Raw genomic sequence first — 24,352 nt, 5'->3', positions numbered from 1 at the left:
CCCGGGAGCAGTGGCCTTCAGACCTCCGAGGCATGCCGCCCGATTTCGGGCCAGCGGTGATGCAGGCAGATCCACGACGCCAGCCCGATCAGCATCATGCTGATCGAGCCCAGGGCCAGCAGCACCGTCGAATGCATCACCAGAGGCGCCAGCACGCCGGCCACGATGCCATTGGCCGTGGAGCCCACCACGGCCTGCAGCGATGAGGCCAGGCCGCGCCGCTCGGGATGGATGTCCAGCACCAGCAATGTCACGACGGGCACCATCATGGCCCAGCCGAAGGCGAACACACCCACGGGAATCAACGCCCAGCTCACATGGGCAGGCCAGATCAGGTTGGCAACCAGGTTGACGATGGACACCACGAACATGATCACGAAGCCGTGGCGGATCTGGTGCTTGGGTGGAATGCGCCCGGCCAGCCGGCCGCTCACCCAGGCGCCGCCCATGATGCCCGAGATCGAAATCACGAAGAACCAGAAGAACTGCTGCGGCTGCAGGTGCAGCAGGTCGCCCAGGAAGGCGGGGGCCGACAGCACGTACAAAAACATGCCGTTGAACGGCACGCCGCTGGCAAAGGCCAGCAGCACAAAGCGCGGATCGCTGCACAGCGCCTTGTAGCCCTGCATCAGTGGCTTGAACCGGAAGGGCTGGCGCTGCGCCTGCGGCAGAGACTCGGGCAGAAAGCGCCAGTTGATGCTCCACAGCAGCACGCCCACCAGCGTCAGGAACCAGAATACGGCCGCCCAGCCCAGGTGCACGAACAGCCAGCCGCCCAGCACCGGCGCCAGCGCCGGGGCAATGCCGAAGAAGATGGTGATCTGGGCCATCACGCGCTGGGCCTGGGCAGGCGGAAACAGGTCGCGCACCACGGCGCGCGACACCACGATGCCGGCGCCCGTGGACAGGCCCTGCAGCGCCCGGAACAGCACCAGTTGCGTGATGTTCTGCGACAGCGCGCAGCCTGCCGAGGCCAGCGTGAACACGGCCAGTCCCCATAGCACCACGGGGCGGCGGCCAAAGCTGTCGGCCATGGCGCCATGGAAAAGGTTCATGAAGGCAAAGCCGAACAGATAGGCCGACAGCGTCTGCTGCATCTGCAGCGGCGTGGCGTTCAAGGCCTGGGCGATGCCCGAGAAGGCCGGGATGTAGGTATCGATCGAGAACGGCCCCAGCATGCCCAGGATGGCAAGCAGGACGGCCAGGGCCCAGCGCGGGCCCTGCCAGAGCGGGGAAACATTTTGTGGCATGCAGGCGAGGCGGTTGTGCGCTGCAGGCGGGCCACAGGCGCAGAAGAGGGCCGCACACTCATGCGTCTGCGGCAGGGTGACACTGTAGCGGCTTGGCTGGAATCCGGTGTGACGGATGGCTTGGCGAATGACCTGGGCGATGGAATGAATCGATAGTTTGTATCTAAATGATATAAATTTCGATAGAATTTATCTTTTCCGCCCGCATGCACAGGTCCGCCGTCGGGTGGATGGCATGGTTCTGGGCGCTTTCGCCAAGGATCTTTCATGACTGTTTCTCGCCGCACGTTGATATCAGGCCTGGCTCCGGCCGCGTTGCAGCTGACCGCCGGCGCTGCCTGGTCCAAGGGCCACCGGCTGCAGCTGTCGGCGGCCTATGGCGATGGCATCTTCCACACGCAGAACCTGCGCAATTTCGCGGCACGCGTGGGTGCCGACACCCGGCAGTCGCTGGAGATCGAGGTGGTGTCCGGCTCGGCGCTCAAGCCCATGGCGCAGGTGCTGCCTGCGCTCAAGCGCAATGACCTCCAGTTCGGCGAGGTGCTCATGTCGTCCTGTGCGGATATCCACCCGCTGCTGGCCATGGACTCGCTGCCTTTCATGGTGCGTGGCTTTGACGAGGCCGCGCGCCTGTGGCAGTTGACCCGCCCCGTGCTGCAGGAGTTCTTGCTGGCCCAGCAGGGCGCGCGCCTGCTGTTTGCCGTGCCCTGGCCGGCGCAGGGTCTCCTGAGCCGGCGCCCGGTCCACAGCATCGCGGATCTCAAGGGCCTCAGGCTGCGTGTGCAAAGCGATGCGACCAAGCGGTTGGCCGAGCTCTGGGGGGCGCAGCCGGTGGTGATTGCCGCAGGCGATCTGGGTGCCGTTGTGGAGCAAGGTGGCATCGATGCCATGATTACCTCCAGCGCCACGGGCGCCGACATCCAGGCCTGGAAGGCCATGAAGGTGTTTCTGGATATCAAGGCCTGGATTCCCAAGAACATGCTTTGCGTCAGCGAACTTGCCTGGAGGGGCTTCACCGAGCCCGAGCGCCAGGCCATCGGCCGCGCTGCCGAGTCGGCTGAAAAAGAGGGCTGGGCGCTGGCCCAGCAGGCCGATGAGCTGGGCAAGAAGATCCTTGCCGACAACAAGGTGTCCGTGGCCGCGCCGTCGGCGGATCTGCGCCACATGCTGGATTTGGTGGGCGAGCGCTTTGGTCGCGAGTGGGTGGCCAAGGCCGGCAGCAGCAATATGTCGGTGCTGATGGAGTACAACAAGAAAAGGCACTGAGCGCCGGTGCGCTGAGTGCCTTTTTCGGGGTGTTGGTGGTGGGCCCTGAGTGATTCGAACACTCGACCAACGGATTAAGAGTCCGCTGCTCTACCAGCTGAGCTAAGAGCCCCACGTATTTCTGCGTGGCTGCCTGAAGAGATCAGGCAAAGGAATTCTTGGTGGGCCCTGAGTGATTCGAACACTCGACCAACGGATTAAGAGTCCGCTGCTCTACCAGCTGAGCTAAGAGCCCCCTCGGGTATTCCGAAGGAATCAGCCTGGATGAATCCAGGCTGAAAAGGAATTTTTGGTGGGCCCTGAGTGATTCGAACACTCGACCAACGGATTAAGAGTCCGCTGCTCTACCAGCTGAGCTAAGAGCCCCAAAAACAAGTCTGCGCTGCAAACGAGACCGCAATTATGCGGCATTTTTGGCGTGCTTGCAGGAAGATACGCCAATTTTTTGGTTCATGGCGCGATCTCGGCGTGCGCGGCCTGCGTGACGTCGGGAACGCAGGCACAAAAAAAGGCGGCCGAAGCCGCCTTGCCTTGGCGTCTGCGCTTACATCAGCAGATGTTCGCCTGCGTTGTCACCGCCCAGGATCACGTAGTTGACCTTGCGGATGTCCATCAGCTTCTTGCCGCCCGAGTAGCTGATGGAGCTTTGCACATCCTGCTCCATCTCGATCAGGGTGTCGGCCAGAAGTCCCTTGACGGGCTCGAGGATGCGCTTGCCTTCGACGTGCTTGTACTCGCCCTTATTGAAGTCCGAGGCCGAGCCGTAGTACTCCTTGAAGCGCTGGCCGTTTTCCTCGACCGTCTGGCCCGGCGATTCCTCATGGCCCGCGAACAGCGAGCCGATCATCACCATGGTGGCGCCAAAGCGCACGCTCTTGGCGATGTCGCCGTGGCTGCGGATGCCGCCGTCGGCAATGATGGGCTTGGTGGCCACGCGCGCGCACCACTTGAGCGCCGACAGCTGCCAGCCGCCCGTGCCGAAGCCCGTCTTGAGCTTGGTGATGCAGACCTTGCCGGGGCCGATGCCGACCTTGGTCGCGTCGGCGCCCCAGTTCTCCAGGTCGATCACGGCTTCGGGCGTGCCCACGTTGCCGGCGATCACGAAGGACTTGGGCAGCTTTTCCTTGAGGTAGCCGATCATGTTCTTCACGCTGTCGGCATGGCCGTGGGCGATGTCGATGGTGATGTATTCGGGGCACAGGCCTTCGGCGACGAAGCGGTCCACGGTGTCGTAGTCGGGCTTCTTGACACCCAGCGAGATGGAGGCGAAGCAGCCCTTGCCCTGCATCTCGCGCACGAACTGCACGTTGTCCAGGTCGAAGCGGTGCATCACGTAGAAGTAGCCGTTGCGGGCCAGCCAGGTGCAGATGCTTTCATCCACCACCGTCTTCATGTTGGCCGGCACGGCCGGGATGCGGAAGGACCGACCGCCCAGCTCCACGCTGGCATCACACTCCGAGCGGCTTTCCACGCGGCACTTGCGCGGCAGCAGCAGGATGTTGTCGTAGTCGAAGATTTCCATTTGATTCCAAGCTCCATGAAAGGTCGCGGCAGGAACATCCCTCCGCGATGGGGCGCTTGGCTTGGAGGCCGGTCTTGCGGGCGGCGCGGGCGGGCCGCGTCGCCAGGGCGGCTGTGGCCCGGGCACAAAAAACCGGACCGCAAGAAACTTGGGCCCGGTGATTGATTCTATACGTTGCCGGCGGCGGGCCCGGGCGCCCTGTCGATATAGCGGTTATAGCAATGGCGTTATGGACCGGGAAGATGCGCTGCATGTGTCGAATGCGGGAAATGCAGCATGGCTTTCCCCGCAGGCCGGGGCGCTTCCTACAATGCCGGGATGTTCCCGATCGATCTGCTCGACGGCGCCTCCGGTGCCGCACCCGCCTCCAACTCCCCTTTGCTGGCCAACCTCAACGAGGAGCAGCTCGCTGCCGTCACGCTGCCGGCCGGCCATGCGCTGATCCTGGCCGGTGCCGGCTCGGGCAAGACGCGGGTGCTGACCACGCGCATCGCCTGGCTGCTGCAGACGGGCCAGGCCACGCCGGGCTCCATCCTGGCCGTGACCTTCACCAACAAGGCGGCCAAGGAAATGCTGGCGCGCCTGTCGACCATGCTGCCCTATAACGTGCGCGGCATGTGGATAGGCACCTTCCACGGCCTGTGCAACCGGCTGCTGCGTGCCCACCACCAGGCGGCAGGGCTGTCGTCCACCTTCCAGATCCTGGACACGCAGGACCAGCTGTCGGCCGTCAAGCGCCTGTGCAAGCAGTTCAACGTGGACGACGAGCGCTTCCCGCCCAAGCAGCTGCAGTACTTCATTGCCGGCTGCAAGGAAGAGGGCATGCGCCCCGGCGACGTGGTGGCCAATGACCCGGACACGCGCAAGAAGGTCGAGATCTACCAGCTCTACGAGGAGCAGTGCCAGCGCGAAGGCGTGGTCGATTTCGGCGAGCTGATGCTGCGCTCCTTCGAGCTGCTGCGCGACGATGCCGCGCTGCGCGCCCACTATCAGCGGCGCTTTCGCCACATCATGGTCGATGAGTTCCAGGACACGAACAAGCTGCAATACCAGTGGCTCAAGCAATTGGCGGGCGACGTGGTGGATGGCCGCCTGCAGGCCCTGGGCAGCGTGATCGCCGTGGGCGACGACGACCAGAGCATCTACGCCTTTCGCGGTGCGCGCGTGGGCAACATGCAGGACTTCGTGCGCGAGTTCGATGTGCGCCAGCAGATCAAGCTGGAGCAGAACTACCGCTCCTACAGCAACATCCTGGACTGCGCCAACGCGCTCATCAGCCACAACAGCCAGCGCCTGGGCAAGAACCTGCGCACCACCCAGGGCCCGGGCGAGCCCGTGCGCATCTACGAGGCGCCCACCGATATGGCCGAGGCGCAGTGGATGGTCGAGGAAATCCAGCAGCTCGTGAAAAAGGACGGCTGGCAGCGCCAGGAAATCGCCGTGCTCTACCGCAGCAATGCGCAAAGCCGGGTGATCGAATCGCAGCTGTTCAATGCCGCCATTCCCTACCGCGTGTACGGCGGGCTGCGCTTTTTCGAGCGCGCCGAAATCAAGCATGCGCTGGCCTACCTGCGCCTGCTGGAGAACCCGCACGACGACACCAGCTTTTTGCGCGTGGTGAACTTCCCACCGCGCGGCATCGGCGCGCGCAGCGTGGAGACGCTGCAGGACGCGGCGCGCAGCGCGGGCTGCTCGCTGCACGATGCCGTCTCGGCGGTGCCGGGCGCGCCGGGCGCCAAGCTCGCAGGCTTTGTCGCCAAGATCGACGTGCTGCGCGAGCAGACCCAGGGCCGCACGCTGCGCGAGATCATCGAGGCCATCGAGGAAGAAAGCGGCCTGCTCGAGCACTACCGCAACGAAAAGGAGGGCGCCGACCGCATCGAGAACCTGCAGGAACTCGTGAACGCGGCCGAGAGCTTTGTCACCCAGGAAGGCTTTGGCCGCGATGCCGTGGCCCTGCCGCTGGACGAGCACGACGGCGCCAGGGCGCTGACGCAAAGCCCTGCCAGCCAGGGCCTGGACCCTGCGCTGCCGCTGTTGGACACGCCGCTCACGCCGCCGGCCGGCACCGTGGCCGGCATGGTCGATGCCGATACCGGCGAGACCCTGTCGCCGCTGGCCGCCTTCCTGACGCACGCGGCGCTGGAGGCTGGCGACAACCAGGCCCAGGCAGGCCAGGACGCCGTGCAGCTGATGACCGTGCATGCCTCCAAGGGCCTGGAGTTCGACGCCGTCTTCATCGGCGGCGTGGAAGAGGGCCTGTTCCCGCACGAGAACGCCATGATGGACCGAGGCGGCCTGGAGGAAGAACGCCGCCTGGCCTATGTGGCCATCACCCGCGCGCGCAAGCGCCTGTACCTGAGCCATTCGCAGACGCGCATGCTGCACGGGCAGACGCGCTACAACGTCAAGAGCCGCTTCTTCGACGAGCTGCCTGAAGAGGCGCTCAAGTGGATCACGCCGAAGCAGGGCGGCTTTGGCAGCTACGCGCCCCGCCCCGGTGGCGGCGGTGGTAGCGGCTATGGCTCACGCGATCGCGGCGGCTTCGGCAGCAAGGCCGAAGGCTGGCGCAGCGAGGTCTTCGCCAGCCCGCCCGTGCCGCCGCAAAAGGCCGACCCGGGCCACGGCCTGCGCGTGGGCCTGAACGTGTTCCACAACAAGTTCGGCGAAGGCAAGGTGCTGGCCCTGGAAGGCACGGGCGACGACGCGCGTGCCCAGGTCAGCTTTGGGCGCCACGGCACGAAGTGGCTGGCGCTGTCCATTGCCAAGCTCACGGTCGTGGAGTGAGGGCCGGGCCGTCGTGTCCGGCGGTCAGGGCTTGACTTCGAAGCTCAGCGTGGTGGTGTGGCGCACGTCGGTGTATTTCTTGCCGTCCAGCGTGACCGAGCCGTTGTCCACGCGCGCCGTCACCTCCAGCACGTACAGGCCCGGGAAGTAGGGCTTGAAGCTCACCGTGCCGTCCTGCGATGGCGTGAGCGTGCGGTACCAGCCCTCGCTGGTCTGCACATTGACCTGGCTGGCCGCGACCTTGCGGCCCTTGAACACCAGCTGGAACGTATCGCCGCCCGCCGTGGTGGGCACCAGCTCCAGGTCGTTCACGGCCTTGGTGTCGTTGCGGCCGAAACGGGCCTGGTAATAGGTCAGCACGCCATTGGCGCCGGGGCGCGTGGCGGCGATGCGCACATCGCCCTGGCCTGCGTCCGCGGTGAAATGATTGGCCTCGGCCTTCAGGGGAAGGCTCTTGCCGTCGGGCAGGACCTGCTTGGCGTCCTCCAGGGCCGGCAGCTGTTGCAGCGGCTTGCGCAGTTCTCCGGCATAGGCCCGGGCCTGTCCTGCGTCCTGCTGCAGCCAGAGATAGTCGGCATGTGCAGCCGGCACCGCCAGGGTGGCAGCGGCCGCCAGCCATGCGGAGGCCGTGCTGCGAAGGATGCGGGAAGCTGGGGTCATGGAGTCTCTCCTGTGGTGTGGCTCTGCGTGCGCCTGCCGGGCCTTGAGGGGCGTGATCCGGCGGGGCTGAAGATGGTGCGATGGCGGGCTAGCGACGCCGCAATGCATCAGAAATTATAGCGAACAGGTGAGAATGACTCTTGTTTTGCACGCTAAGAGTCGGGTTCATGACATCCATGCAGTTGCGGCGCAGGCATGCAAAAAGGCCATGGAAATCCATGGCCTTCTTGTTGTGGCGCCACGCGCCGCAGGGCGGCGGTCAGGCCGACAGCTTGGGCTGGGAAGCGGTGCCGGTCAGGTAGCCGACGGCGGCGCCGAACTTGCCGCGATAGTTGGTGCTGATCAGCGGGTCCAGCGTGGACTTGACCACGTTGTGGATGCTGCCCCAGTCACCGGCGTGCTGGAAGTTGCTCATGATGTAGGTCCAGCCGTTGATCTCGTCCACGGCGTGCAGGCCCGTGGATTCGCCGCCTGCGGGAATCGACATCAGGCGCGACAGCTGCTTGGTGTCGATGTTGTAGGCCCACAGGAAGTTGTTGACGTGCTGGCCGCTGTCCTCGCCGATGAACAGGGTGCGCATCTTCTCCGAGAACTTGAGGTTGTCGGGGTTGCAGATCTTGTTCGGGTTGCCGGTGTTGCCCAGCGCGTCGGCGCTGATGTCCTCGCCGGCCAGCAGGGCCTTGGTGTCCACGGGCATCCACTCGCTGTTGATGGCGGCGCCGGCCGTGTCCTTCTGGCCACCGCGCAGGTTCAGTGCCATCACGGCGCCGGCCTTGAGCTGCTTGGGGATGGACACGCCATTGCCTGCCACGTTCAGCGCATCGCCGGCCACCATGGACTTTTCGCAGTTCTGCAGGGCCGAGTAGGCCACCTTGTCCTTGGCGTTGACGGTCGTGCCTTCCATCTTGGTGAAGCCCATGCTCGCGCCCTTGAAGGCGGCGTAGCGGTGGGTTTCCAGGAAGGCGGCGGCCTTTTCCATGCCGGGGTTGATCTTGATCCACTCCACCTTGCCGTTGGCGGTGATCTTGGTGTAGCTGGCGTCGCCCGGATCGGTCTTGGCCACGGTCATGATGTCCGTGGGCTTGAGCGTGTTGGCCAACTGCTCGATCTCGGCGCTGGTGGCCGAGCCCAGCTTGATCCAGGTCAGCGCGGCGGCGCTGCCCGATGCGGGGTCGATGGAGAAGCCTGCACCTACCTTGGCCACGTACAGCGAACCCGAGGACAGGTCCTTTTCCTTGTCGGCCACGAAGACGAAGTAGCCGCTGTTGGTGGCGTCGTCGCCCATCAGCGCCGTGCGCTGGTCGGGCATGACCTGGACCAGCTCGTGCGAGATGCGGCCCATGCAGAAATGCTTCTTGATGCTGGCCGTGCCGTCCACGTTGACAGTCACTTCGGGCATGTGGCCGTAGTGGTAGGGGTTGGCCTTGGTCTGGTCGCCATACAGGTTCTGGCTGAAGGCCTGCAACTGCGCATTGCCGGTGGCGAAGGCGTCGGGCTCGTACTCTTCGCTGGACAGATGGGTGCCCCAGGGCGACAGGCTGGCGCCGCAGGTGATCCACAGGCCGTGCACCTTGGAGGTGTCCACGTTGTGGTACTTGACCAGGCTGAGCTTGCCCGTGGTCTGGTCCTGGTCCAGCGTCAGCACGGCGATGGGCGAGGGCAGCTTGCCGTACATGTCGGTCTTGCCATCCTGCGCCCAGGTCGTGTATTCGAACTGCACCACGGCGAACACGGGCTTGCCCTTGACGCCATCCACCTTGGCATTGGGCACGGTCAGCAGCGAGGTGCCGTCGGGCGCATCGGAGAAGAAGTGGCGCTCGCTGCCGGCCACGGTGCGGTCGATGATCTTGTTGTTGTTGATGTCGTAGTAGCCGCCGGCCAGGATCTTGCCGCCCTTGCCGTCCGGCACTTCGTCGCCGGTCACGAAGAAGGGCTGGTAGCCCAGGTCGAAGCTCTGCTCGCTGTTGTCGCTGTACTGCACCTTGAGCTGCGAGGCCACGGTCATCCGGGCCATGGCCTGGGGGTTGGCCAGCGTGGGCGCGGCCATGGAGGTGAAGCTGGCCGCCACATAGTTCTTCGCGGGACCGTCATCGCCACCGCCGCAGGCGGTCAGCAGGCCGGCGGCGGACACGGCGGAGCCGAGCGGCAGCAGGGGGGCGCCGGTCAGGAATTGCAGCGCCTTGCGGCGGGAGAGCATCGTGGATTGGGACATGGGGCTTCCGTTGTGGGGTTGTCTGCATCAGCCCATCGGGGGCGGGATGGGCCGGGATGCCGCTGCGCACTCGCTGGCTATGCATCCGCACGGCATGCTAGGCAGGCACTGTGACAAAGCGATGGCATCCGCATGACACAACAGTGACTGCGTCATGTGGACGCCCGGGTGGCCGCTGGAACGACAGAGAAACGGCAAAGAAAAAGCCCCTCGAAAGGGGCCTGGTGATCTGGTGCCGTGCAGGCGTCAGCCGGACAGTCCGGGCGGCTGCGGCGGTTCGGTGCCGATGGCGTCGCTGCCATCGCTTTCATCGGGCGCCGCAAAGCAGTCACGGAAGGTGAAGACGATGGAGGTGAAGAACATGGCGGCCAGCAGCATGGCCGTGGCAATCATCAGGCCGTTGGCAATGCCGCCCAGCACCTGGGCCAGCACGGCCGAGATCAGTGCCATCACGATGCCGGCCACGATGAACACACCCATCCAGCTCAGGCCGAAGACCACCAGTGCGCCGATGTTGCGCACGCACGCCACCAGGCTGAAGAACACGGCCTTGACCGGCGGCACGTTGTGCCAGTGCACCAGGCCCGGCGCATGCCAGAACAGCAGCGAAAGCGGCAGGTACAGGCCCATGCTCAGCCACATGGCGGCCTGGAAGTCGGGCGATTCGGCGATCTCGCGCGTCAGCGGTTCGCCGCCCAGGTAGACGTTGGCGAACTGGCCATCGTCCACCAGCATGGACAGGCCCATGATCAGCAAGAAGCCTGCCGCATACATGGCGCCCAGCGTGAGCATGGAATTCAGGCGCTGGCGCCCGGTGCGAAAGGCCACCAGCAGCAGGGCCGGCGTGGGCGCGCGCCCGTGCGAGGCTTCGGCCGCCGCCACCATCATGGCCAGCGATGTGGCCGGCAGCAGGCCCAGCGCGATCACGGGGCCGATCAGCGGCAGCACCGTGACCAGCGACATGGCCGCCATCGACAGAAAGAACAGTGCCGCCAGCGCCAGCGGCTGCTGGCGGAAGGTGCGGATGCCCTGCTGCACCCATTGCAGGCCGGTACGGGCGGGAACGATGAGAAGTTTCATGGGGTGAGGAAGTCGGGGCGCCTGGATGGGGCATGGCCTCTGGCATGGGCCGCGCCGCTGGCGCCCGAACGGGGACTGTACCCGAGGAAGCGCGGCCCGTGGACCGCAAAGCCCTCCGGCAGCCGCGTCGTGGCCGGCCTGGGACGTCAGTCCAGCGCCACGGGGCGGGCCAGGCGCTGGCGCAGCACGCGCTCGAAATGCGTGGGATCGTGGGGAACGAGCATGGAGGCCTCGCGCGGCAGGTGGAAATCCCACAGGCGGGAGATCCAAAAGCGCAGCGCGCCCGCGCGCAGCATGGGGTTGAACAGTTCTCGCTCGGCGGCGGTCAGGGGGCGCACGGACTGGTAGGCATCGATCATGGCCTTGGCCTTGGCCGCGTCATGGGCGCCTGTGGCGTGTTCGATGCACCAGTCGTTGAGGCACACCGCCAGGTCGAACAGCCAGCTGTCCACGCCTGCGAAGTAGAAATCGAAGAAGCCGGTCAGGCGCTCGCCATCGAACATCACGTTGTCGCGGAACAGGTCGGCGTGCACGGGGCCGCGCGGCAGCGCCGCATAGGCGGGCGAGGCGGCCACATGGTTCTGGAAGGCCAGTTCGGAGCGCAGCAGGTCGGCGGTGGGTGCGTCGATGTGCGGGATCACCGTGGGCACGGTCTCGTTCCACCAGGGCAGGCCGCGCAGATTGGGCTGCTGGCGATCGTAGTCTCGGCCGGCCAGGTGCATGCGCGCCAGCATCTCGCCCACGGCGGCGCAGTGTGCGGGCTGGGGGGTCAGCTCGCTCCTGCCGGGAAGGCGGTTGACGATGGAGGCGGGCTTGCCGCACACGCGCAGCAGGATGTCGCCGCTGCGCGTCTCGGCCTGAGGGTCGGGCACGGGAATGCCGGCCTGCGCCAGATGCTTCATCAGGTACAGGTAGAAGGGCAGTTGCTCGGCCGTCAGGCGCTCGAACAGCGTCAGCACCCACTCGCCCTGCTCGGTGGTGAGAAAGTAATTGGTGTTCTCTATGCCGCCCTGGATGCCGCGCAGCTCCTTGAAGGAACCCAGAGACATGCGGCGCAGCAGCTCGCGCGCATCTTTGTCGGAGACTTCGGTGAAAACGGCCATGTTTGCATTGCCGGCCAGCGCGGCTCGGCGGAAATCGTTGTCGTCAGATATGGAAAGAGGGCAGCGCCGTCAGGTGCTGCCCCCTGGGATGCCGCCGGGCCCGGGGCCCGGACAGTCCGGTGAGGATCAGAACTTCTTGAGGTTCCAGACGCGCGTGCCGTTGGTGCCGTCGCCATCGCCGCGGTTGCGCGAGGAGCGGGCGCCGTCGTTGGACTGCACCTCATAGGAGGGCATGTCGCCGACCTTGGGCTGCACGGTGATGCTTCGGGTCTGGCCGCCCACGCGCAGTTCGTCAACGCGGCTGCCTTCGTCTTCCACATGGATGCGTTCCACGCGCTGGTTGCTTCGGTCGCGGGCCTCGGGCCTGGCCGTGTCCGGCGCGGTCTGCCCGGCGGTCGCCGCCGCGGGGGCGGTGGAGGCAGCCGGGGCAGGCGTGGGGTTCTGGGCCAGCACGGGGCTGGCGGCCAGGCTCAGGAGGATGAGAAGTGGAGCGGCGCGCATGGGCTCCATTGTAGGTCTTGCGGCGGGCCCTGTCCCGCCCTGTCCCCCTGCCGGCGCGTGCACAATCGGCGCATGAGCAATTCCAAGACCCTGGTGCTGATCGACGGCTCCAGCTACCTCTACCGCGCCTACCACGCCATGCCGGATCTGCGCGCCGAGCCCGGCAACCCGGAAAGCCCCGCCACGGGCGCCATCCGCGGCATGATCAACATGCTCCAGGCGATCCGCAAGGAAGTGGCGGCCGACTACGCGGTCTGCGTGTTCGACGCCAGCGGCCCCACCTTCCGCGATGCGCTCTATCCCGAATACAAGGCGCACCGCTCGCCCATGCCCGACGATCTGCGCTCGCAGATCGAGCCCATCCACGAAGTGGTCCGCCTGATGGGCTGGCCCGTGCTGGCCATCCAGGGCGTGGAGGCCGACGACGTGATCGGCACCCTGGCCAAGACGGCCGCCGCCCAGGGCGTGAACGTGGTCATCTCCAGTGGAGACAAGGACCTGTCCCAGCTGGTGGATCCCCACATCATGGTGATGGACACCATGAGCGGCAAGCGCCGCGACGTGGCCGGCGTGACGGCCGAGTTCGGCGTGCCGCCTGCGCAGATGATCGACTACCAGGCGCTGGTCGGCGATGCCGTGGACAACGTGCCCGGCGTTGCCAAGGTCGGCCCCAAGACGGCCGTCAAGTGGCTGGCCGAGCACGGCTCGCTCGACGGCCTGATCGCTGCAGCCGACGGCATCAAGGGCGTGGCCGGCCAGAACCTGCGCGATGCCATCGCCTCGGGCCAGCTGGCGCTGAGCCGCCAGCTGGTCACCATGAAGACCGACTGCGACCTGAGCGCCGAAGTGCCCACCCTGCCCGTGCTCGACGCGCTGGCTCCGCGCGAGCCCGATACCGCGCCGCTGCGCGAGTTCTATGAGCGCTACGGCTTCAAGGGGCTGGCACGCATGCTCGGCGGTGCCGCGCCCGAGCCCGATGCGCTGCAAGCCGTCAAGGCCGGCCGCAAGCCCGCGGCCAAGCCGCGTGCCGACCAGTCCACGGGCGACATGTTTGCCCAGGAGCAGGCCGAATCCGACGACGCCACCGCCGAGGCCGAGACCGCCCAGCAGCGTGCGCTGGACTACGACGTGGTGCTGACCTGGGAAGCGTTCGACCAGTGGCTGGCCAAGATCAACGCCGCCGAACTCACGGCCCTGGATACCGAAACCACCTCGCTGGACGAGATGCGTGCCGAGATCGTCGGCATCTCGCTGAGCGTGGAGCCCGGCGCCGCTGCCTACATCCCGCTGCGCCATGCCGGCCCCGACGCGCCCGAGCAACTGCCGGCCGACGAAGTGCTGCAGCGCCTCAAGCCCTGGCTGGAGGATGCGGCCCGGCACAAGCTGGGCCAGCACGTCAAGTACGACCGCCATGTCTTCGCCAATGCCGGCATCGAGGTGCACGGTTATGTGCACGACACCATGCTGCAAAGCTATGTGCTGGAAGTGCACCGCCCGCACGGCCTGGCCAGCCTGGCGCTGCGCCACACCAACCGCACGGGCATCAGCTATGAAGACCTGTGCGGCAAGGGCGCCCACCAGATCCCCTTTGCCCAGGTGCCCGTGGACAAGGCTGCCGCCTACGCCTGCGAGGATGCGGACCAGACCCTGGACGTCCACCGCGTGCTGTGGCCGCAGCTGCAGGCGCACGACGGCCTGCGCGGCATCTACGAGCTGGAGATCGCCACCAGCGAGGCCCTGTTCCGCATAGAGCGCAACGGCGTGCTCATCGATGCCGCCACGCTGGCCAGGCAGAGCAACGATCTGGGCCAGCGCATCGTGCAGCTGGAGCAGGAGGCCTACGACATCGCGGGCCAGCCCTTCAACCTGGCCAGCCCCAAGCAGCTGGGCGAGATCTTCTTCGACAAGCTGGGCATGCCCGTGGTCAAGAAGACGGCCACCGGCGCACGCAGCACCGATGAAGAGGTGCTGGAGAAGCTGGCCGAGGACTATCCGCTGCCCGCCAAGCTGCTGGAGCACCGCAGCCTGTCCAAGCTCAAGGGCACCTATACCGACAAGCTGGCCCAGCTGGCGCTGCCGCGCACGGGCCGGGTGCACACGCACTACGCCCAGGCCGTGGCCGTGACGGGGCGCCTGTCCAGCAACGACCCCAACCTGCAGAACATCCCTATCCGCACGCCCGAAGGCCGGCGCGTGCGCGAGGCCTTCATTGCCGCGCCCGGCCATGTGATCGCCAGCGCCGACTACTCGCAGATCGAGCTGCGCATCATGGCTCACCTGTCGGGCGACGAGTCGCTGCTGCGCGCCTTCCACGAAGGCCGCGACGTGCACCGGGCCACGGCATCGGAAGTCTTCAACGTGGAGCTGGAGCAGGTCAGCAGCGAGCAGCGCCGCTATGCCAAGGTCATCAACTTCGGGCTGATCTACGGCATGAGCAGCTTTGGCCTGGCCAAGAACCTGGGCATAGAGACCAAGGCCGCGGCCGCCTACATCGACCGCTATTTCCAGCGCTATCCAGGCGTCAAGCGCTACATGGACGAGACGGTGGAATTCGCGCGCGACCACGGCTACGTGGAAACCGTCTTCGGCCGCCGCCTGTACCTGGTGGACATCAACGGCGGCAGCGGCCCGCGCAAGAAGGCGGCCGAACGGCAGGCCATCAACGCGCCCATGCAGGGCACGGCGGCCGACCTGATCAAGAAGGCCATGGTGGCGGTGCAGGCCGAGCTCGATGCCAGGCAGTCCGAGGTCCGCGTCATCATGCAGGTGCACGACGAACTGGTGTTCGAGCTGCCCGAAGGCGAGTCGGACTGGGTGCGCACCGAGATCCCGCGCCTGATGGCCGGCGTGGCGGAACTGAAGGTTCCCTTGCTCGCCGAAGTGGGCGTCGGCCCCAACTGGGACAAGGCACATTGAGCTTCACGCGCGCATCGTAGACTTGGCCGGTTCTCAACCACCACCAAGGAGAGATGCATGCGTGACGATCAGCAGCAAGACCTGAAGGCCCTGGTTCCGGGGCGCAGCAGCGAAGAGGGGCCCACGCGGCGCCTGGCATTGCAGACGGCCCTGGGCCTGGGCTATGCCGCCGCGGCCACGCCGCTGATGGCGCAGACCGCCATCTCCACGCCGGCCGACGGCCTGACGGCCGGCGAGGTGTATTTCACCGTGAACGGCTTCAAGGTGCCGGCCTACCGCGCCGCGCCCGCCGGCAAGAAGAATGTGCCCGTGGTGCTGGTGATCTCCGAGATCTTCGGCGTGCACGAATACATTGCCGACACCTGCCGCCGCCTGGCGCGTGCCGGCTACCTGGCCATCGCCCCCGATCTGTATGCGCGCCAGGGCGATCCCAAGACCTATACCGAGATCGCCAAGCTCATGAGCGAGCTGGTCTCCAAGGTGCCCGACGAACAGGTCATGGCCGACCTGGACGGCGCCGTGCAATGGGCGGGCACCCAGGGCGGCGATACGGCGCGCGTGGCCATCACGGGCTTTTGCTGGGGCGGGCGCATCACCTGGCTGTATGCGGCCCATGGCCCGGTCAAGGCCGGCGTGGCCTGGTACGGCCGGCTGGAAGGCGCCAAGACCGCGCTGCAGCCACGCCATCCGCTGGAGCTGGTCTCCAGCCTCAAGGCGCCGGTGCTGGGCCTGTATGGCGGGCAGGACACGGGCATTCCGCTGGAATCCGTGGAGCGCATGCGCGAGGCGCTCAAGCAGGGCTCGGCAGCGGCCAAGGCCTCGGAGTTCGTGATCTACCCGGAGGCGCCACACGCCTTCCATGCCGACTACCGGCCCAGCTACCGCGAGCAGGCTGCGCGCGACGGTTGGCAAAAAATGCTGGCCTGGTTCAATAAGCATGGGGTGACCCCCTGAGCGGCTGCGCCGCTTCCCCCTCTCTCGCTTCGCGGGAGGGGGACGACACCCTCGGTGCGGGGCGGCCCTTCCTCGGTGTCCCTGGTGTGAGGACGCGCCAGTTTTTAAGGTCTTGCTGACTAGCTTTCAACTTTATTCGCGCAGGGGGGGCTTGACAGCTTCTGTAGGCTGAAACCGAGGGCGCCCGACACCGTGGCCTGCTTCCTTCATGGGATCGCAGGCCACGGCTGCGATGGGGCCGGTCTTTCTGCGAGAATTCGCGGGTTTCGCCTGCAAGGGCATACGGTTGAAGCACAAATCGCTATGACATTGGTAGCAATCATTCTGGCCACCCTGGCCGCCGGTATTGGCAGCGTCTGGGTGGCCGCGTTGTTGATGGGGCTGGGAGGCAACCGCTCGCCGGGCATGATGCCGCAGCGGCTGTTGAGCCTGGCGGCGGGCGCGCTGCTGGCCACGGCCTTCATGCACCTCTTGCCCGAAGCCTTCGAGAGCGAGGCCGGCGCGCACGACCTGTTCGTCACGCTGCTGGTGGGCCTGGTGTTCTTTTTCCTGCTGTCCAAGGCCGAGCTGTGGCACCACGGGCATGAGCACGGCGCGCCGCCGGCCCATGAGCACGATCACCACGAGCATCACGATCACCAGGGCCACGCCCATGACCATTCCCATGGCCACCATCATGGCCACCGCCACGGCGGCTGGGCGGTGCTGACCGGCGACAGCGTGCACTGCTTCGGCGATGGCGTGCTGATCGCCTCCGCCTTCATGGCCGACATGCGCCTGGGGTTGATCGCGGCGGTGTCGGTGCTGGCCCACGAGGTGCCACACCACATGGGTGACATCGTGGTGCTGCGCCAGTCCAGCTCCAACCGGCGCGTGGCCCTGATCAAGGTGTCCATGGCCGGGGCCGTGACCACGCTGGGCGGCATTGGCGGCTATTTCCTGGTCGGCCAGCTGCAGGAGCTGCTGCCGTACTTCCTGGCCGTGGCCTCCAGCAGCTTCATCTACGTGGCGCTGGCCGACCTGATTCCCCAGCTGCAAAAGCGCCTGAGCGCACGCGAGACCGTGGCCCAGGTGGGCTGGCTGATGCTGGGCATCGTGCTGGTCACCGTGGTCAGCCGCGCGGCCCACGCGCACTGAGCGGGCGGCGTTTCAGGCTATCCCGCACCGGCCTGCACGGGCGTGCTGCCCAGCAGGTCGGCATAGTCCACGGCGTACTTGATGAAGGCCGCATGGCCGTCGATGCGCAGCTTGCGGCGCAGGTGCAGCCGGTGGGTTTCCACGGTGCGCACCGAGGTGCCCATCAGCGCTGCAATCTCCTTGTTGGAGCGGCCCTCCGAGATCCACTGCAGCACGCTGGCCTCGCGCGGCGTGAGGGCGCGCCGGGGGCCGGCACCGGCGCCGTCGTCCTCGACCACGGGCTGCAGGCCGGGGCTGAAATACAGGCCGCCCGCGTAGACCCGGTCTATGGCCTCGATGAGCTGCTGCGCCGGCGCATCCTTGAGCACATAGCCGCGTGCGCCCAGTGCCACGGCGCGCCGCACGTACTCGGGGTCCTCGTGCATGGACAGCACCAGCACGCGCACCAGGGGGAACTGATCGCGGAACAGCGCGGCCAGGTCGATGCCGCTGGCGCCCGGCATGCGGATGTCGGTCACCACCAGGTCGGGCGACAGCTCGCGCGCCAGCGGCACGGCCTGGTCCACGCTGGCGGCCTCGCCCACGACACGGATATGGTCGGTGGCCTGCAGGCGCATGGACACGCCGTCGCGCACAAGAGGGTGGTCGTCCACCAGGAGGATGCGGATCATGGGGTTCATGCAGCGGCCTGTGGGAGTTCGAATTCCGGTGAGGGAGACAGCGGCATGCCGCCGCTGCGGTAGAGCACGGCGACCAGCCGGGTGCCCCGGGCGCCCGAGCTGATGCTCAGATGGCCGCCCAGGCCCTCGATGCGCTCGCGCATGTTGCGCAGGCCGATGCCGCCCTGGCGGTCGCGCTGCACGCGGCGCATGTCGAAGCCCTGGCCGTCGTCGCTGACCTGCAGCACCACGCGGCGGCGCTGAAAGTGCAGGCTGACGTCGATGCGCGTGGCCTGCGCATGGTTTTGCGCATTCGTCACGGCCTCCTGGGCCACGCGGAACAGGGCCGTGGCGTGGCTGGGCGGCAGAAAGCGGGTCTCGCCCCGGCAGCCGAACTGCATGCGCAGGCCGTCCTCGGCCTGCATCTGCTGGCTCATCAGTGCCAGGGCCGGGGCCAGGCCCAGGTCGTCCAGCAGGGCGGGGCGCAGGCCGTGGGAGACGCGCCGTATCTCCACCAGCGCGTGGTTGAGCTGCTCCAGTCCCTGGTCCACCATGCGCTGGGCCGTGGCCGGGTCCTGTGCGGCCAGGCGCCTGAGCTGGGCCTGGGCCGTCTCCAGCAGGAACTTGGACGAGACCAGCACCTGGACCACCCCGTCATGCAGGTCGCGCGCCACGCGCGTGCGTTCTTCCTCCTGCGAATGCACCACGCGCTGGGCCAGGCGCTGCAGCTTGGTGCTGGACACGCGGTGGTCGCTGAGATTGAACGCCAGCCCCGCCACGCCGATGAGCACGATGCACAGCGCCGCAATGCCGAAGATGCGCCAGCGCGTGGCCGCGATATTGGCCTGGGCGCTTTCGTCGATCTGGCGCAGCGCCTGCTCCACATCGTCCAGGTACAGGCCCGTGCCCAGCGACCAGCCCCATTCGGGGACCGTGGCCACGTAGGCGAGCTTGGCCTCGGTACGCAGCGAGGACGGCTTTTGCCATTGGTAGCGCACCAGGCCGCCGCCGCTGCGCGCGGCATCCAGGATGATCCTGGCGGGCCCTGCGCCGCCCGGGCTGTTGGGATCGCACAGGTCCACGCCCGACAGGCCCATCTGCCGCGCATCCAGCAGCACGTTGCCGTGTTCGTCGTAGACAAAGAAGTAGCCGTCCTCGCCGAACTGCATGCGCGCCAGCGTATCCAGCGCCTGGCGCCGCTGCACGGATGGCTCCTCGCCGCTGGACTGGATGCGCGCCAGCGCCGTGGTCGCCAGCTGCACGTAGTGCCGCAGCTCGGTCTCCTTGCTGTGCAGGTAGGCGGTCTCGACCAGCTCTCGTTCCTGGCGGGCCAGCTCCAGTGTCTGGTGTTGCACGGTCACCGCGACCAGGCCCAGGGCCAGCGCGATGGCGGCAATCGACAGAAGCGCAAGTTTCAGCGGAAGTTGCATGGGAGCCTGTGTGGGGTGCACCGACGATCTTTTCCGCCCAGTGCACGGACCTTGTCAACAGGGCTTGCGCGCATGGCGCCGGGGCCCGGCAGCGGACCTTGAATGGCGGGCGTCGTATCTGCCAATGGCCTGTGCGCGCTGCATATCCACGCGCGCAGGAAAAGGAATTTGAATATCCCAAGGAAAATGCCATGGATAATATATTTCGCGCACGAAAGAATATCCCATTGACATAGGGAATCCGATATGCATTTTCTTGGTGCGTTGTCCCCTTTTTGGGGTCTTGAATAATGGTTTTGCCGTATTGTGGTGCGCCGTCCCTCATCTGTCTGACATGCCTGGCTACGGTTGAGCAGGTTCCGTGCCAAGCCGTTGTTTCAGAAGAGAGTTATCCTGCTGCGTAGCACTGCGCAAGCGGTCCTGCGTAGTGGTGCGTAGGGGAAAATTCATTATCGAATGCTCCAGATCCCTGCCTAGAATTTCTCCGTGAAATCACTGATTCGAATCATTTTGTGTCAATGATTCATGTCGCCTTCGATGACCCAATTAAATGGTGACGAAGTGTTTCCGGGGCGCCGTTGCAGTAATGCGCGGCACGGCAGTGGCAGTTTGTATTCTTGTTTCAGAAAGGCAATACCATGGATATTCGATCGAACCTGCGGCGCGTGGCGCTGGCATGCGGTGTGGCGGCGGCGGTAGCGACGCTGGCGGGCTGCGCCGCGCCCCACAAGCGCGAGGTGCTGTCCACCACGCAGATCTATCCGGCCATCGGCCCGTATTCGCAGATGGTGGCGCATGGCAACACGATCTACTTCTCGGGCGTGCTGCCGCTGAACGCGCAGGGCACGGCCATCCAGGGCACGACCATCGAGGAGCAGACGCGCGCCGTGCTGGACCACATCGGCGCCAAGCTCAAGTCCCAGGGACTGGGCTATGAGGATGTGCTGTCCACCTCGGTCTTCATGAAGGACCTCAACGAGTTCGCCGCCATGAACAAGGTCTATGGCGAGTACTTCAAGACCGGCGCCCCCGCTCGGGCCACGGTGGAGGTGGCGCGCCTGCCGCGCGATGTGAAGATCGAAATCTCGGCCATCGTCGGCCGCCGCTGACCGCTTGCGCAACGACAGGAGGACCGCATGAACGCACGACACCCCCAGATCGCGGCCGAGCAGGCCACATCCCTGACCGCCACTGCGGCCGCCGGCGAATCCGGCTATCCCGCGCGCTGGACTTCCAAGCGCCGCGACTTCCTGCGCATGCTGGGCTACGGCACCGGCGCAGCCACGCTGGGGCCGCTGCTGGCTGCCTGCGGCAGCGGCAATGCGCAGACCTCGGCCGCTGCGCTGCGCGAGCAGCTCATGCGTGACGAGGCCTTCTGGACCGACGTGCAGAGCATGTTCATCCTCAAGCCCGAGAAGACCTACATGAACATCGGCACGGCGGGCTCCATGCCCAAGCTGGTGCTCGATGTGTTCGATACCGAAAACCGCAAGAAGGCCGCCGACTCGGGCAACGGCTACAGCAACCTGCTGGACCTGCGCAAGCAGGTGGCGCCGGGCTTTGGCGTGGATGCCGACGAGCTGGCCTTCTCGGCCAACACCTCCTCGGGCATGTGCCACGCCATCCTGGGCATCGACTGGCAGCGTGGCGACGTGGTGGTGACCACCAACCACGAGCACGGCGGCGGCGACACGCCGCTGAAGATCGCCCAGGACCGCTACGGCATCGAGGTCTCGCGCATTGCGCTGCCCGTGGGCAACAACCAGACGGCCGCCACCTACGTGAACCTGTTCGACGAGCGCATCCGCGCGCTCAAGGCCCAGGGCAAGCGCGTGCGCGCCATGATGTGGTCTTCTCCCACCTACAAGACCGGCACCATGCTGCCCATCGCCGACCTGATGGGCGTGGTCAAGGCGCACGGCCTGATCAGCATCGTGGACGGCGCCCACCTGCCGGGCATGATGGCCTACAACTATGCGGAGCTGGGCATGGACTTCATGTCGGGCGCGGGCCACAAGTGGCAGTGCGGCCCGGGCTCCACGGGCATCCTCATCATCCGCAACAAGATCCGCGCCTCCAACCCGCTGCCCCTGCCCAAGTGGTACCCGGTGCACACCAGCGCCTACCCGGCGCTGGAGCGCACGACCACGGCCAAGGAGACCTACGACATCGCCGCCTCGGTCACTTCCTGCGGCAGCGTGCACACGCCCATGTTCATGGCGCTGGCCCAGGCCTGCGCGCAGTGGGACAGCATCGGCCGCAAGAAGATCGAGACCTATGACCTGACGCTGTCGTCCTACCTCAAGGAAAAGATCGTCGAGCGCTGGGGCGTGGACTCGCTGTACTCGCCCAAGGACGATCCCAAGCTGCTGTCGGCGCTGACCTGCTTCAACCCGTTCCAGAACAAGGACGACGTGATGAACGGGACCAAGTCCTCGACCTTCGTGGCGCGCATGCTCAGCGACTATCCGCAGGGCTTCGTGATCCGCAACTCCAACTTCCCCGTGATCGGCGCGGCGGCAGACCACTACGGCGTGCGCGTGTCCACGCACCTGTGGCATGACGCGCGGGACATCGATCTGCTGGTGGATGCGATGTGGGATCTGTCTAGAAAGATGGCTTGACCCCCTGAGCCGCTTCGCGGCTTCCCCCTTCTCGCTTCGCGGAGGGGGACGACACCCTCGCTGCGGGGCGGCCCTTGCTCGGTGTCCCTCGCGTTGGGCCATGCTTGTGTTGGGGGCGCGCTTTTAGGCGCGGAGCGCTGTCCTCCGCCTTTCATCGTCAGCCGGGCTGTCCTTCGTCGCGGATGGCGGCGCGGACCTGGGGGAGCTGGCGGCGCGAGACCATGAGCAGTTCGGGGATGCCGTGCAGGCGCAGGGCCCAGCCTTCGCCTTCGGTGGGGTCGTCGTGGCGCTCCAGGCTGCGCAGGGCGCTGCGTGCCACGAGGGCGTTGCGGTGCACGCGCAGCAGGTGGTCGGCGTGGCGGGCCTCCAGGTCGGCCAGTGCACCGTCGAGGATGTAGCTGCGGCCCACGGTGCGCACGGTCACGTATTTCTGTTCGGCCTTGAGGTAGAGCACCTCCGACAGGGGCAGGCGCACGGTGGCGCCCCGGTCCTGTATCAGCAGCACGGGGCCGCCGTCGCGTTCGGCCGTCTGGTGCGCGGCCGTGCGCGCGGCCTTGGCCAGGGCCTGCTGCAGGCGTTCGCGGCGCACGGGCTTGGTCAGGTAGTCGGCAGCATCCAGGTCGAAGGCCTCGACCGCGTGGCCGGCATGGGCGGTGACGAAGACCACGGCAGGCGGCAGCGGCAGGCGGCGCAGCATATGGGCCAGGGCCAGGCCGTCCTGGCCGGGCATGTGGATGTCCAGCAGTGCCAGCTCCACGGGGCGCGGGCCCGGCGCCTGCAGCACGGCCATGGCCTGGCGGGCGTCCGCCGCCTCGCTGACCTGGTGCGGGCCGCTGCCCGTGCATGCCTGCACGTCGGCCAGCAGGGTGCGCAGCCGCGCGCGGGCCAGGGCTTCGTCGTCAACGATCAGGATGTGCATGGTGCTTCTTCTTCGATAAAGCCTTCGTGGGTTGGCTGGCAGGCGGTGCCAGCGGCAGGCTGATGCGCACCACGAAATGCCCGTTGAGCGTGCGCGCCGTGAGGTGGGCCTGCAGGTCGTGCAGCAGCGACAGCCGGGCGCGCACATTGGCCAGCGCAATGCCGTTGCCGCGCGTGCCGGCTGCGCTGGCGGAATCGATCTCGGAGGGCAGGGTGTTGGTGATGCGCACCTCCACCAGATCGCCACGGCGCTCGGTGCGCACCTGCAGCTTGCCGCCGCGTGCGCTGGGCTCCACGCCATGGCGTATGGCGTTTTCCACCAGCGGCTGCAGCAGCAGCGGCGGCAGCAGGGCGCCGTGGGCGGCAGGGTCCAGTTGCCAGCGCACCTGCAGCCGTTCGCCAAAGCGCACCTGCTCGATGGCCAGGTAGCGCTGGGCCAGCTCGATCTCCTCGGCCAGCGTGGTCGTGCTGTGCGGCTCGGCCAGCGCATAGCGGAACAGGTCGCTGAGGTCCTCCAGCAGGGCCTCGGCCTTGGCGGGCTCGGCGCGCACCAGGGCGATGGCGCTGTTGAGCGTGTTGAACAGGAAATGCGGGCGTATGCGCGACTGCAGCTCGGCCAGCCGCGCCTGCGTGTCGGCGGGTGCGTGGCCGCGTGCGCGCAGCACCAGGGCTGCGACCAGCAGGGCTGCCAACAGTCCGCCGGACACGGCGCTGGCCAGCCAGGGGGCGCTGGTGCCGCCGGCCAGGTGCAGCATGGCGCAGGCATACAGCCCGGCCGCCATGCCCAGCAGCACACCGGCCGCGTACTGGCCGGAGGCGGGCAGCCGCTGCAGCGGGTGCTTGAGCAGGCAGGCGGCCACCAGCCAGACCAGCGTGCCGGGCAGGCAGGCGCCGGTCAGCAGGGCCATGCCCTGCAGCCACTGCAGGGGCGAGTCGGCGCCGAACATCGAGGCCGTTGCCACCACGGCCTGCACAAACAGCACGGCGCGCAGCACCACGCCTACGTTGCAGGCGTCAAAGACCAGCGCCGCAGGCAGGGGCGGGGGGGCAGTGGTGGGGGGCGGCTGGGTCGGCAAGGGGCGGCAGGTAGTGTTTCGGCGGGTGGGGTTCGCGCCGCATGCCCGGATTATGGTCATGCCGGGCGGGCCTGCACAGCGGTCACACCGCCCATGCACACCCATGCAGGCCCATGCAGGCCCATGCAGGCCCATGCAGGCCCATGCAGGCCCATGCAGGCCCGTGCAGGCCCGTGTAGGCCCCTGCACGGGCGTGGCGCCGCCCAGGTCGATAGAATCTTCGCTTCCTGCCTGCGCCGGGGGGCGATGCCGCCCGC

Annotated in this window: 18 protein-coding genes and 3 tRNA genes; 7 read left to right on the top strand and 14 right to left on the bottom strand. The window is 66.8% G+C overall.

The features are described from left to right. Window positions 1-17 precede the first annotated feature (17 nt). Window positions 18-1,250, bottom strand: a complete 1,233-nt coding sequence (locus tag ACF8NF_RS02740; RefSeq protein ID WP_017405207.1) for a Bcr/CflA family efflux MFS transporter — start codon at window positions 1,248-1,250, stop codon at window positions 18-20. A 267-nt stretch (window positions 1,251-1,517) separates the two neighbouring features. Between ACF8NF_RS02740 and ACF8NF_RS02735 the strand changes: the two genes are divergently transcribed. Beyond that, window positions 1,518-2,516 carry a TRAP transporter substrate-binding protein gene (locus ACF8NF_RS02735; RefSeq protein ID WP_016451115.1) on the top strand — a complete coding sequence of 333 codons (999 nt, stop codon included), beginning with the start codon at window positions 1,518-1,520 and terminating at the stop codon, window positions 2,514-2,516. A gap of 36 nt (window positions 2,517-2,552) precedes the next feature. Here the strand turns inward: ACF8NF_RS02735 and ACF8NF_RS02730 are convergent. From ACF8NF_RS02730 to ACF8NF_RS02715, 4 genes are all read right to left on the bottom strand, one after another. Beyond that, window positions 2,553-2,628, bottom strand: a tRNA-Lys gene (locus ACF8NF_RS02730). 47 nt (window positions 2,629-2,675) lie between these two features. After that, window positions 2,676-2,751, bottom strand: a tRNA-Lys gene (locus tag ACF8NF_RS02725). 55 nt (window positions 2,752-2,806) lie between these two features. After that, window positions 2,807-2,882, bottom strand: a tRNA-Lys gene (locus ACF8NF_RS02720). Between the two features lie 178 nt (window positions 2,883-3,060). Continuing rightward, a complete protein-coding gene (locus ACF8NF_RS02715; protein WP_016445795.1) occupies window positions 3,061-4,038 on the bottom strand; it encodes a GMP reductase in 978 nt (325 codons plus the stop codon). A gap of 318 nt (window positions 4,039-4,356) precedes the next feature. Between ACF8NF_RS02715 and ACF8NF_RS02710 the strand changes: the two genes are divergently transcribed. After that, window positions 4,357-6,825 (top strand): UvrD-helicase domain-containing protein, encoded by a 2,469-nt coding sequence (locus tag ACF8NF_RS02710; RefSeq protein WP_034366354.1) that lies wholly within the window; start codon window positions 4,357-4,359, stop codon window positions 6,823-6,825. Between the two features lie 24 nt (window positions 6,826-6,849). Here ACF8NF_RS02710 and ACF8NF_RS02705 read toward each other — a convergent pair whose 3' ends face one another. The 5 genes from ACF8NF_RS02705 to ACF8NF_RS02685 form a co-directional block, all read right to left on the bottom strand. Beyond that, window positions 6,850-7,485: a hypothetical protein gene (locus ACF8NF_RS02705; RefSeq protein ID WP_016445797.1), complete on the bottom strand. Its 636-nt coding sequence runs from the start codon at window positions 7,483-7,485 to the stop codon at window positions 6,850-6,852. A gap of 259 nt (window positions 7,486-7,744) precedes the next feature. Continuing rightward, entirely contained in the window at window positions 7,745-9,697 is a 1,953-nt protein-coding gene (locus tag ACF8NF_RS02700; RefSeq protein WP_047326594.1) for a PhoX family phosphatase, read from the bottom strand. Between the two features lie 246 nt (window positions 9,698-9,943). Next, window positions 9,944-10,777 (bottom strand): BPSS1780 family membrane protein, encoded by an 834-nt coding sequence (locus tag ACF8NF_RS02695; RefSeq protein WP_016445799.1) that lies wholly within the window; start codon window positions 10,775-10,777, stop codon window positions 9,944-9,946. A 146-nt stretch (window positions 10,778-10,923) separates the two neighbouring features. Continuing rightward, entirely contained in the window at window positions 10,924-11,880 is a 957-nt protein-coding gene (locus tag ACF8NF_RS02690; RefSeq protein WP_016445800.1) for a homoserine kinase, read from the bottom strand. A gap of 126 nt (window positions 11,881-12,006) precedes the next feature. Further along, the gene (locus ACF8NF_RS02685) at window positions 12,007-12,381 is read right to left on the bottom strand and encodes a hypothetical protein (RefSeq protein ID WP_016451118.1); all 375 of its coding nucleotides are present in this window, start codon (window positions 12,379-12,381) and stop codon (window positions 12,007-12,009) included. 72 nt (window positions 12,382-12,453) lie between these two features. On the opposite strand from ACF8NF_RS02685, the gene polA reads away from it, so the two are divergent. The 3 genes from polA (at window position 12,454) to ACF8NF_RS02670 (ending at window position 17,388) form a co-directional block, all read left to right on the top strand. After that, complete coding sequence (polA, locus tag ACF8NF_RS02680; RefSeq protein WP_392450015.1) at window positions 12,454-15,297, top strand: DNA polymerase I; 2,844 nt, start codon at window positions 12,454-12,456, stop codon at window positions 15,295-15,297. A gap of 57 nt (window positions 15,298-15,354) precedes the next feature. After that, the gene (locus ACF8NF_RS02675; protein ID WP_392450014.1) at window positions 15,355-16,251 is read left to right on the top strand and encodes a dienelactone hydrolase family protein; all 897 of its coding nucleotides are present in this window, start codon (window positions 15,355-15,357) and stop codon (window positions 16,249-16,251) included. 303 nt (window positions 16,252-16,554) lie between these two features. Next, window positions 16,555-17,388 carry a ZIP family metal transporter gene (locus ACF8NF_RS02670; protein WP_016445804.1) on the top strand — a complete coding sequence of 278 codons (834 nt, stop codon included), beginning with the start codon at window positions 16,555-16,557 and terminating at the stop codon, window positions 17,386-17,388. A gap of 17 nt (window positions 17,389-17,405) precedes the next feature. Here the strand turns inward: ACF8NF_RS02670 and ACF8NF_RS02665 are convergent, their stop codons facing one another. Together ACF8NF_RS02665 and ACF8NF_RS02660 are read right to left on the bottom strand one after the other, a co-directional pair. Beyond that, on the bottom strand, window positions 17,406-18,068 hold the full coding sequence (locus ACF8NF_RS02665) for a response regulator transcription factor (RefSeq protein WP_034366318.1): 663 nt from the start codon (window positions 18,066-18,068) through the stop codon (window positions 17,406-17,408). Then, a complete protein-coding gene (locus ACF8NF_RS02660; protein ID WP_016445806.1) occupies window positions 18,065-19,477 on the bottom strand; it encodes a cache domain-containing protein in 1,413 nt (470 codons plus the stop codon). The genes ACF8NF_RS02665 and ACF8NF_RS02660 overlap by 4 nt, the downstream gene beginning before the upstream one ends. Window positions 19,478-20,115: 638 nt before the next feature. Here ACF8NF_RS02660 and ACF8NF_RS02655 point away from each other — a divergent pair. Continuing rightward, window positions 20,116-20,586: a Rid family detoxifying hydrolase gene (locus ACF8NF_RS02655; protein WP_016445807.1), complete on the top strand. Its 471-nt coding sequence runs from the start codon at window positions 20,116-20,118 to the stop codon at window positions 20,584-20,586. A gap of 27 nt (window positions 20,587-20,613) precedes the next feature. Next, window positions 20,614-22,101 (top strand): aminotransferase class V-fold PLP-dependent enzyme, encoded by a 1,488-nt coding sequence (locus tag ACF8NF_RS02650; protein WP_016451122.1) that lies wholly within the window; start codon window positions 20,614-20,616, stop codon window positions 22,099-22,101. Window positions 22,102-22,258: 157 nt separating this feature from the next. Here the strand turns inward: ACF8NF_RS02650 and ACF8NF_RS02645 are convergent, their stop codons facing one another. Next, on the bottom strand, window positions 22,259-23,020 hold the full coding sequence (locus ACF8NF_RS02645) for a LytTR family DNA-binding domain-containing protein (protein WP_047326600.1): 762 nt from the start codon (window positions 23,018-23,020) through the stop codon (window positions 22,259-22,261). Then, window positions 23,001-24,155: a sensor histidine kinase gene (locus tag ACF8NF_RS02640; protein ID WP_016451124.1), complete on the bottom strand. Its 1,155-nt coding sequence runs from the start codon at window positions 24,153-24,155 to the stop codon at window positions 23,001-23,003. The genes ACF8NF_RS02645 and ACF8NF_RS02640 overlap by 20 nt, the downstream gene beginning before the upstream one ends. Window positions 24,156-24,352 lie beyond the last annotated feature (197 nt).

The organism is Delftia sp. WSY_22, from assembly GCF_043104185.1.
Taxonomy (GTDB): domain Bacteria; phylum Pseudomonadota; class Gammaproteobacteria; order Burkholderiales; family Burkholderiaceae_C; genus Comamonas; species Comamonas tsuruhatensis.
Note: the sequence above shows the minus strand (reverse complement) of the source record. Positions and strands in the feature narration are given on the sequence as shown.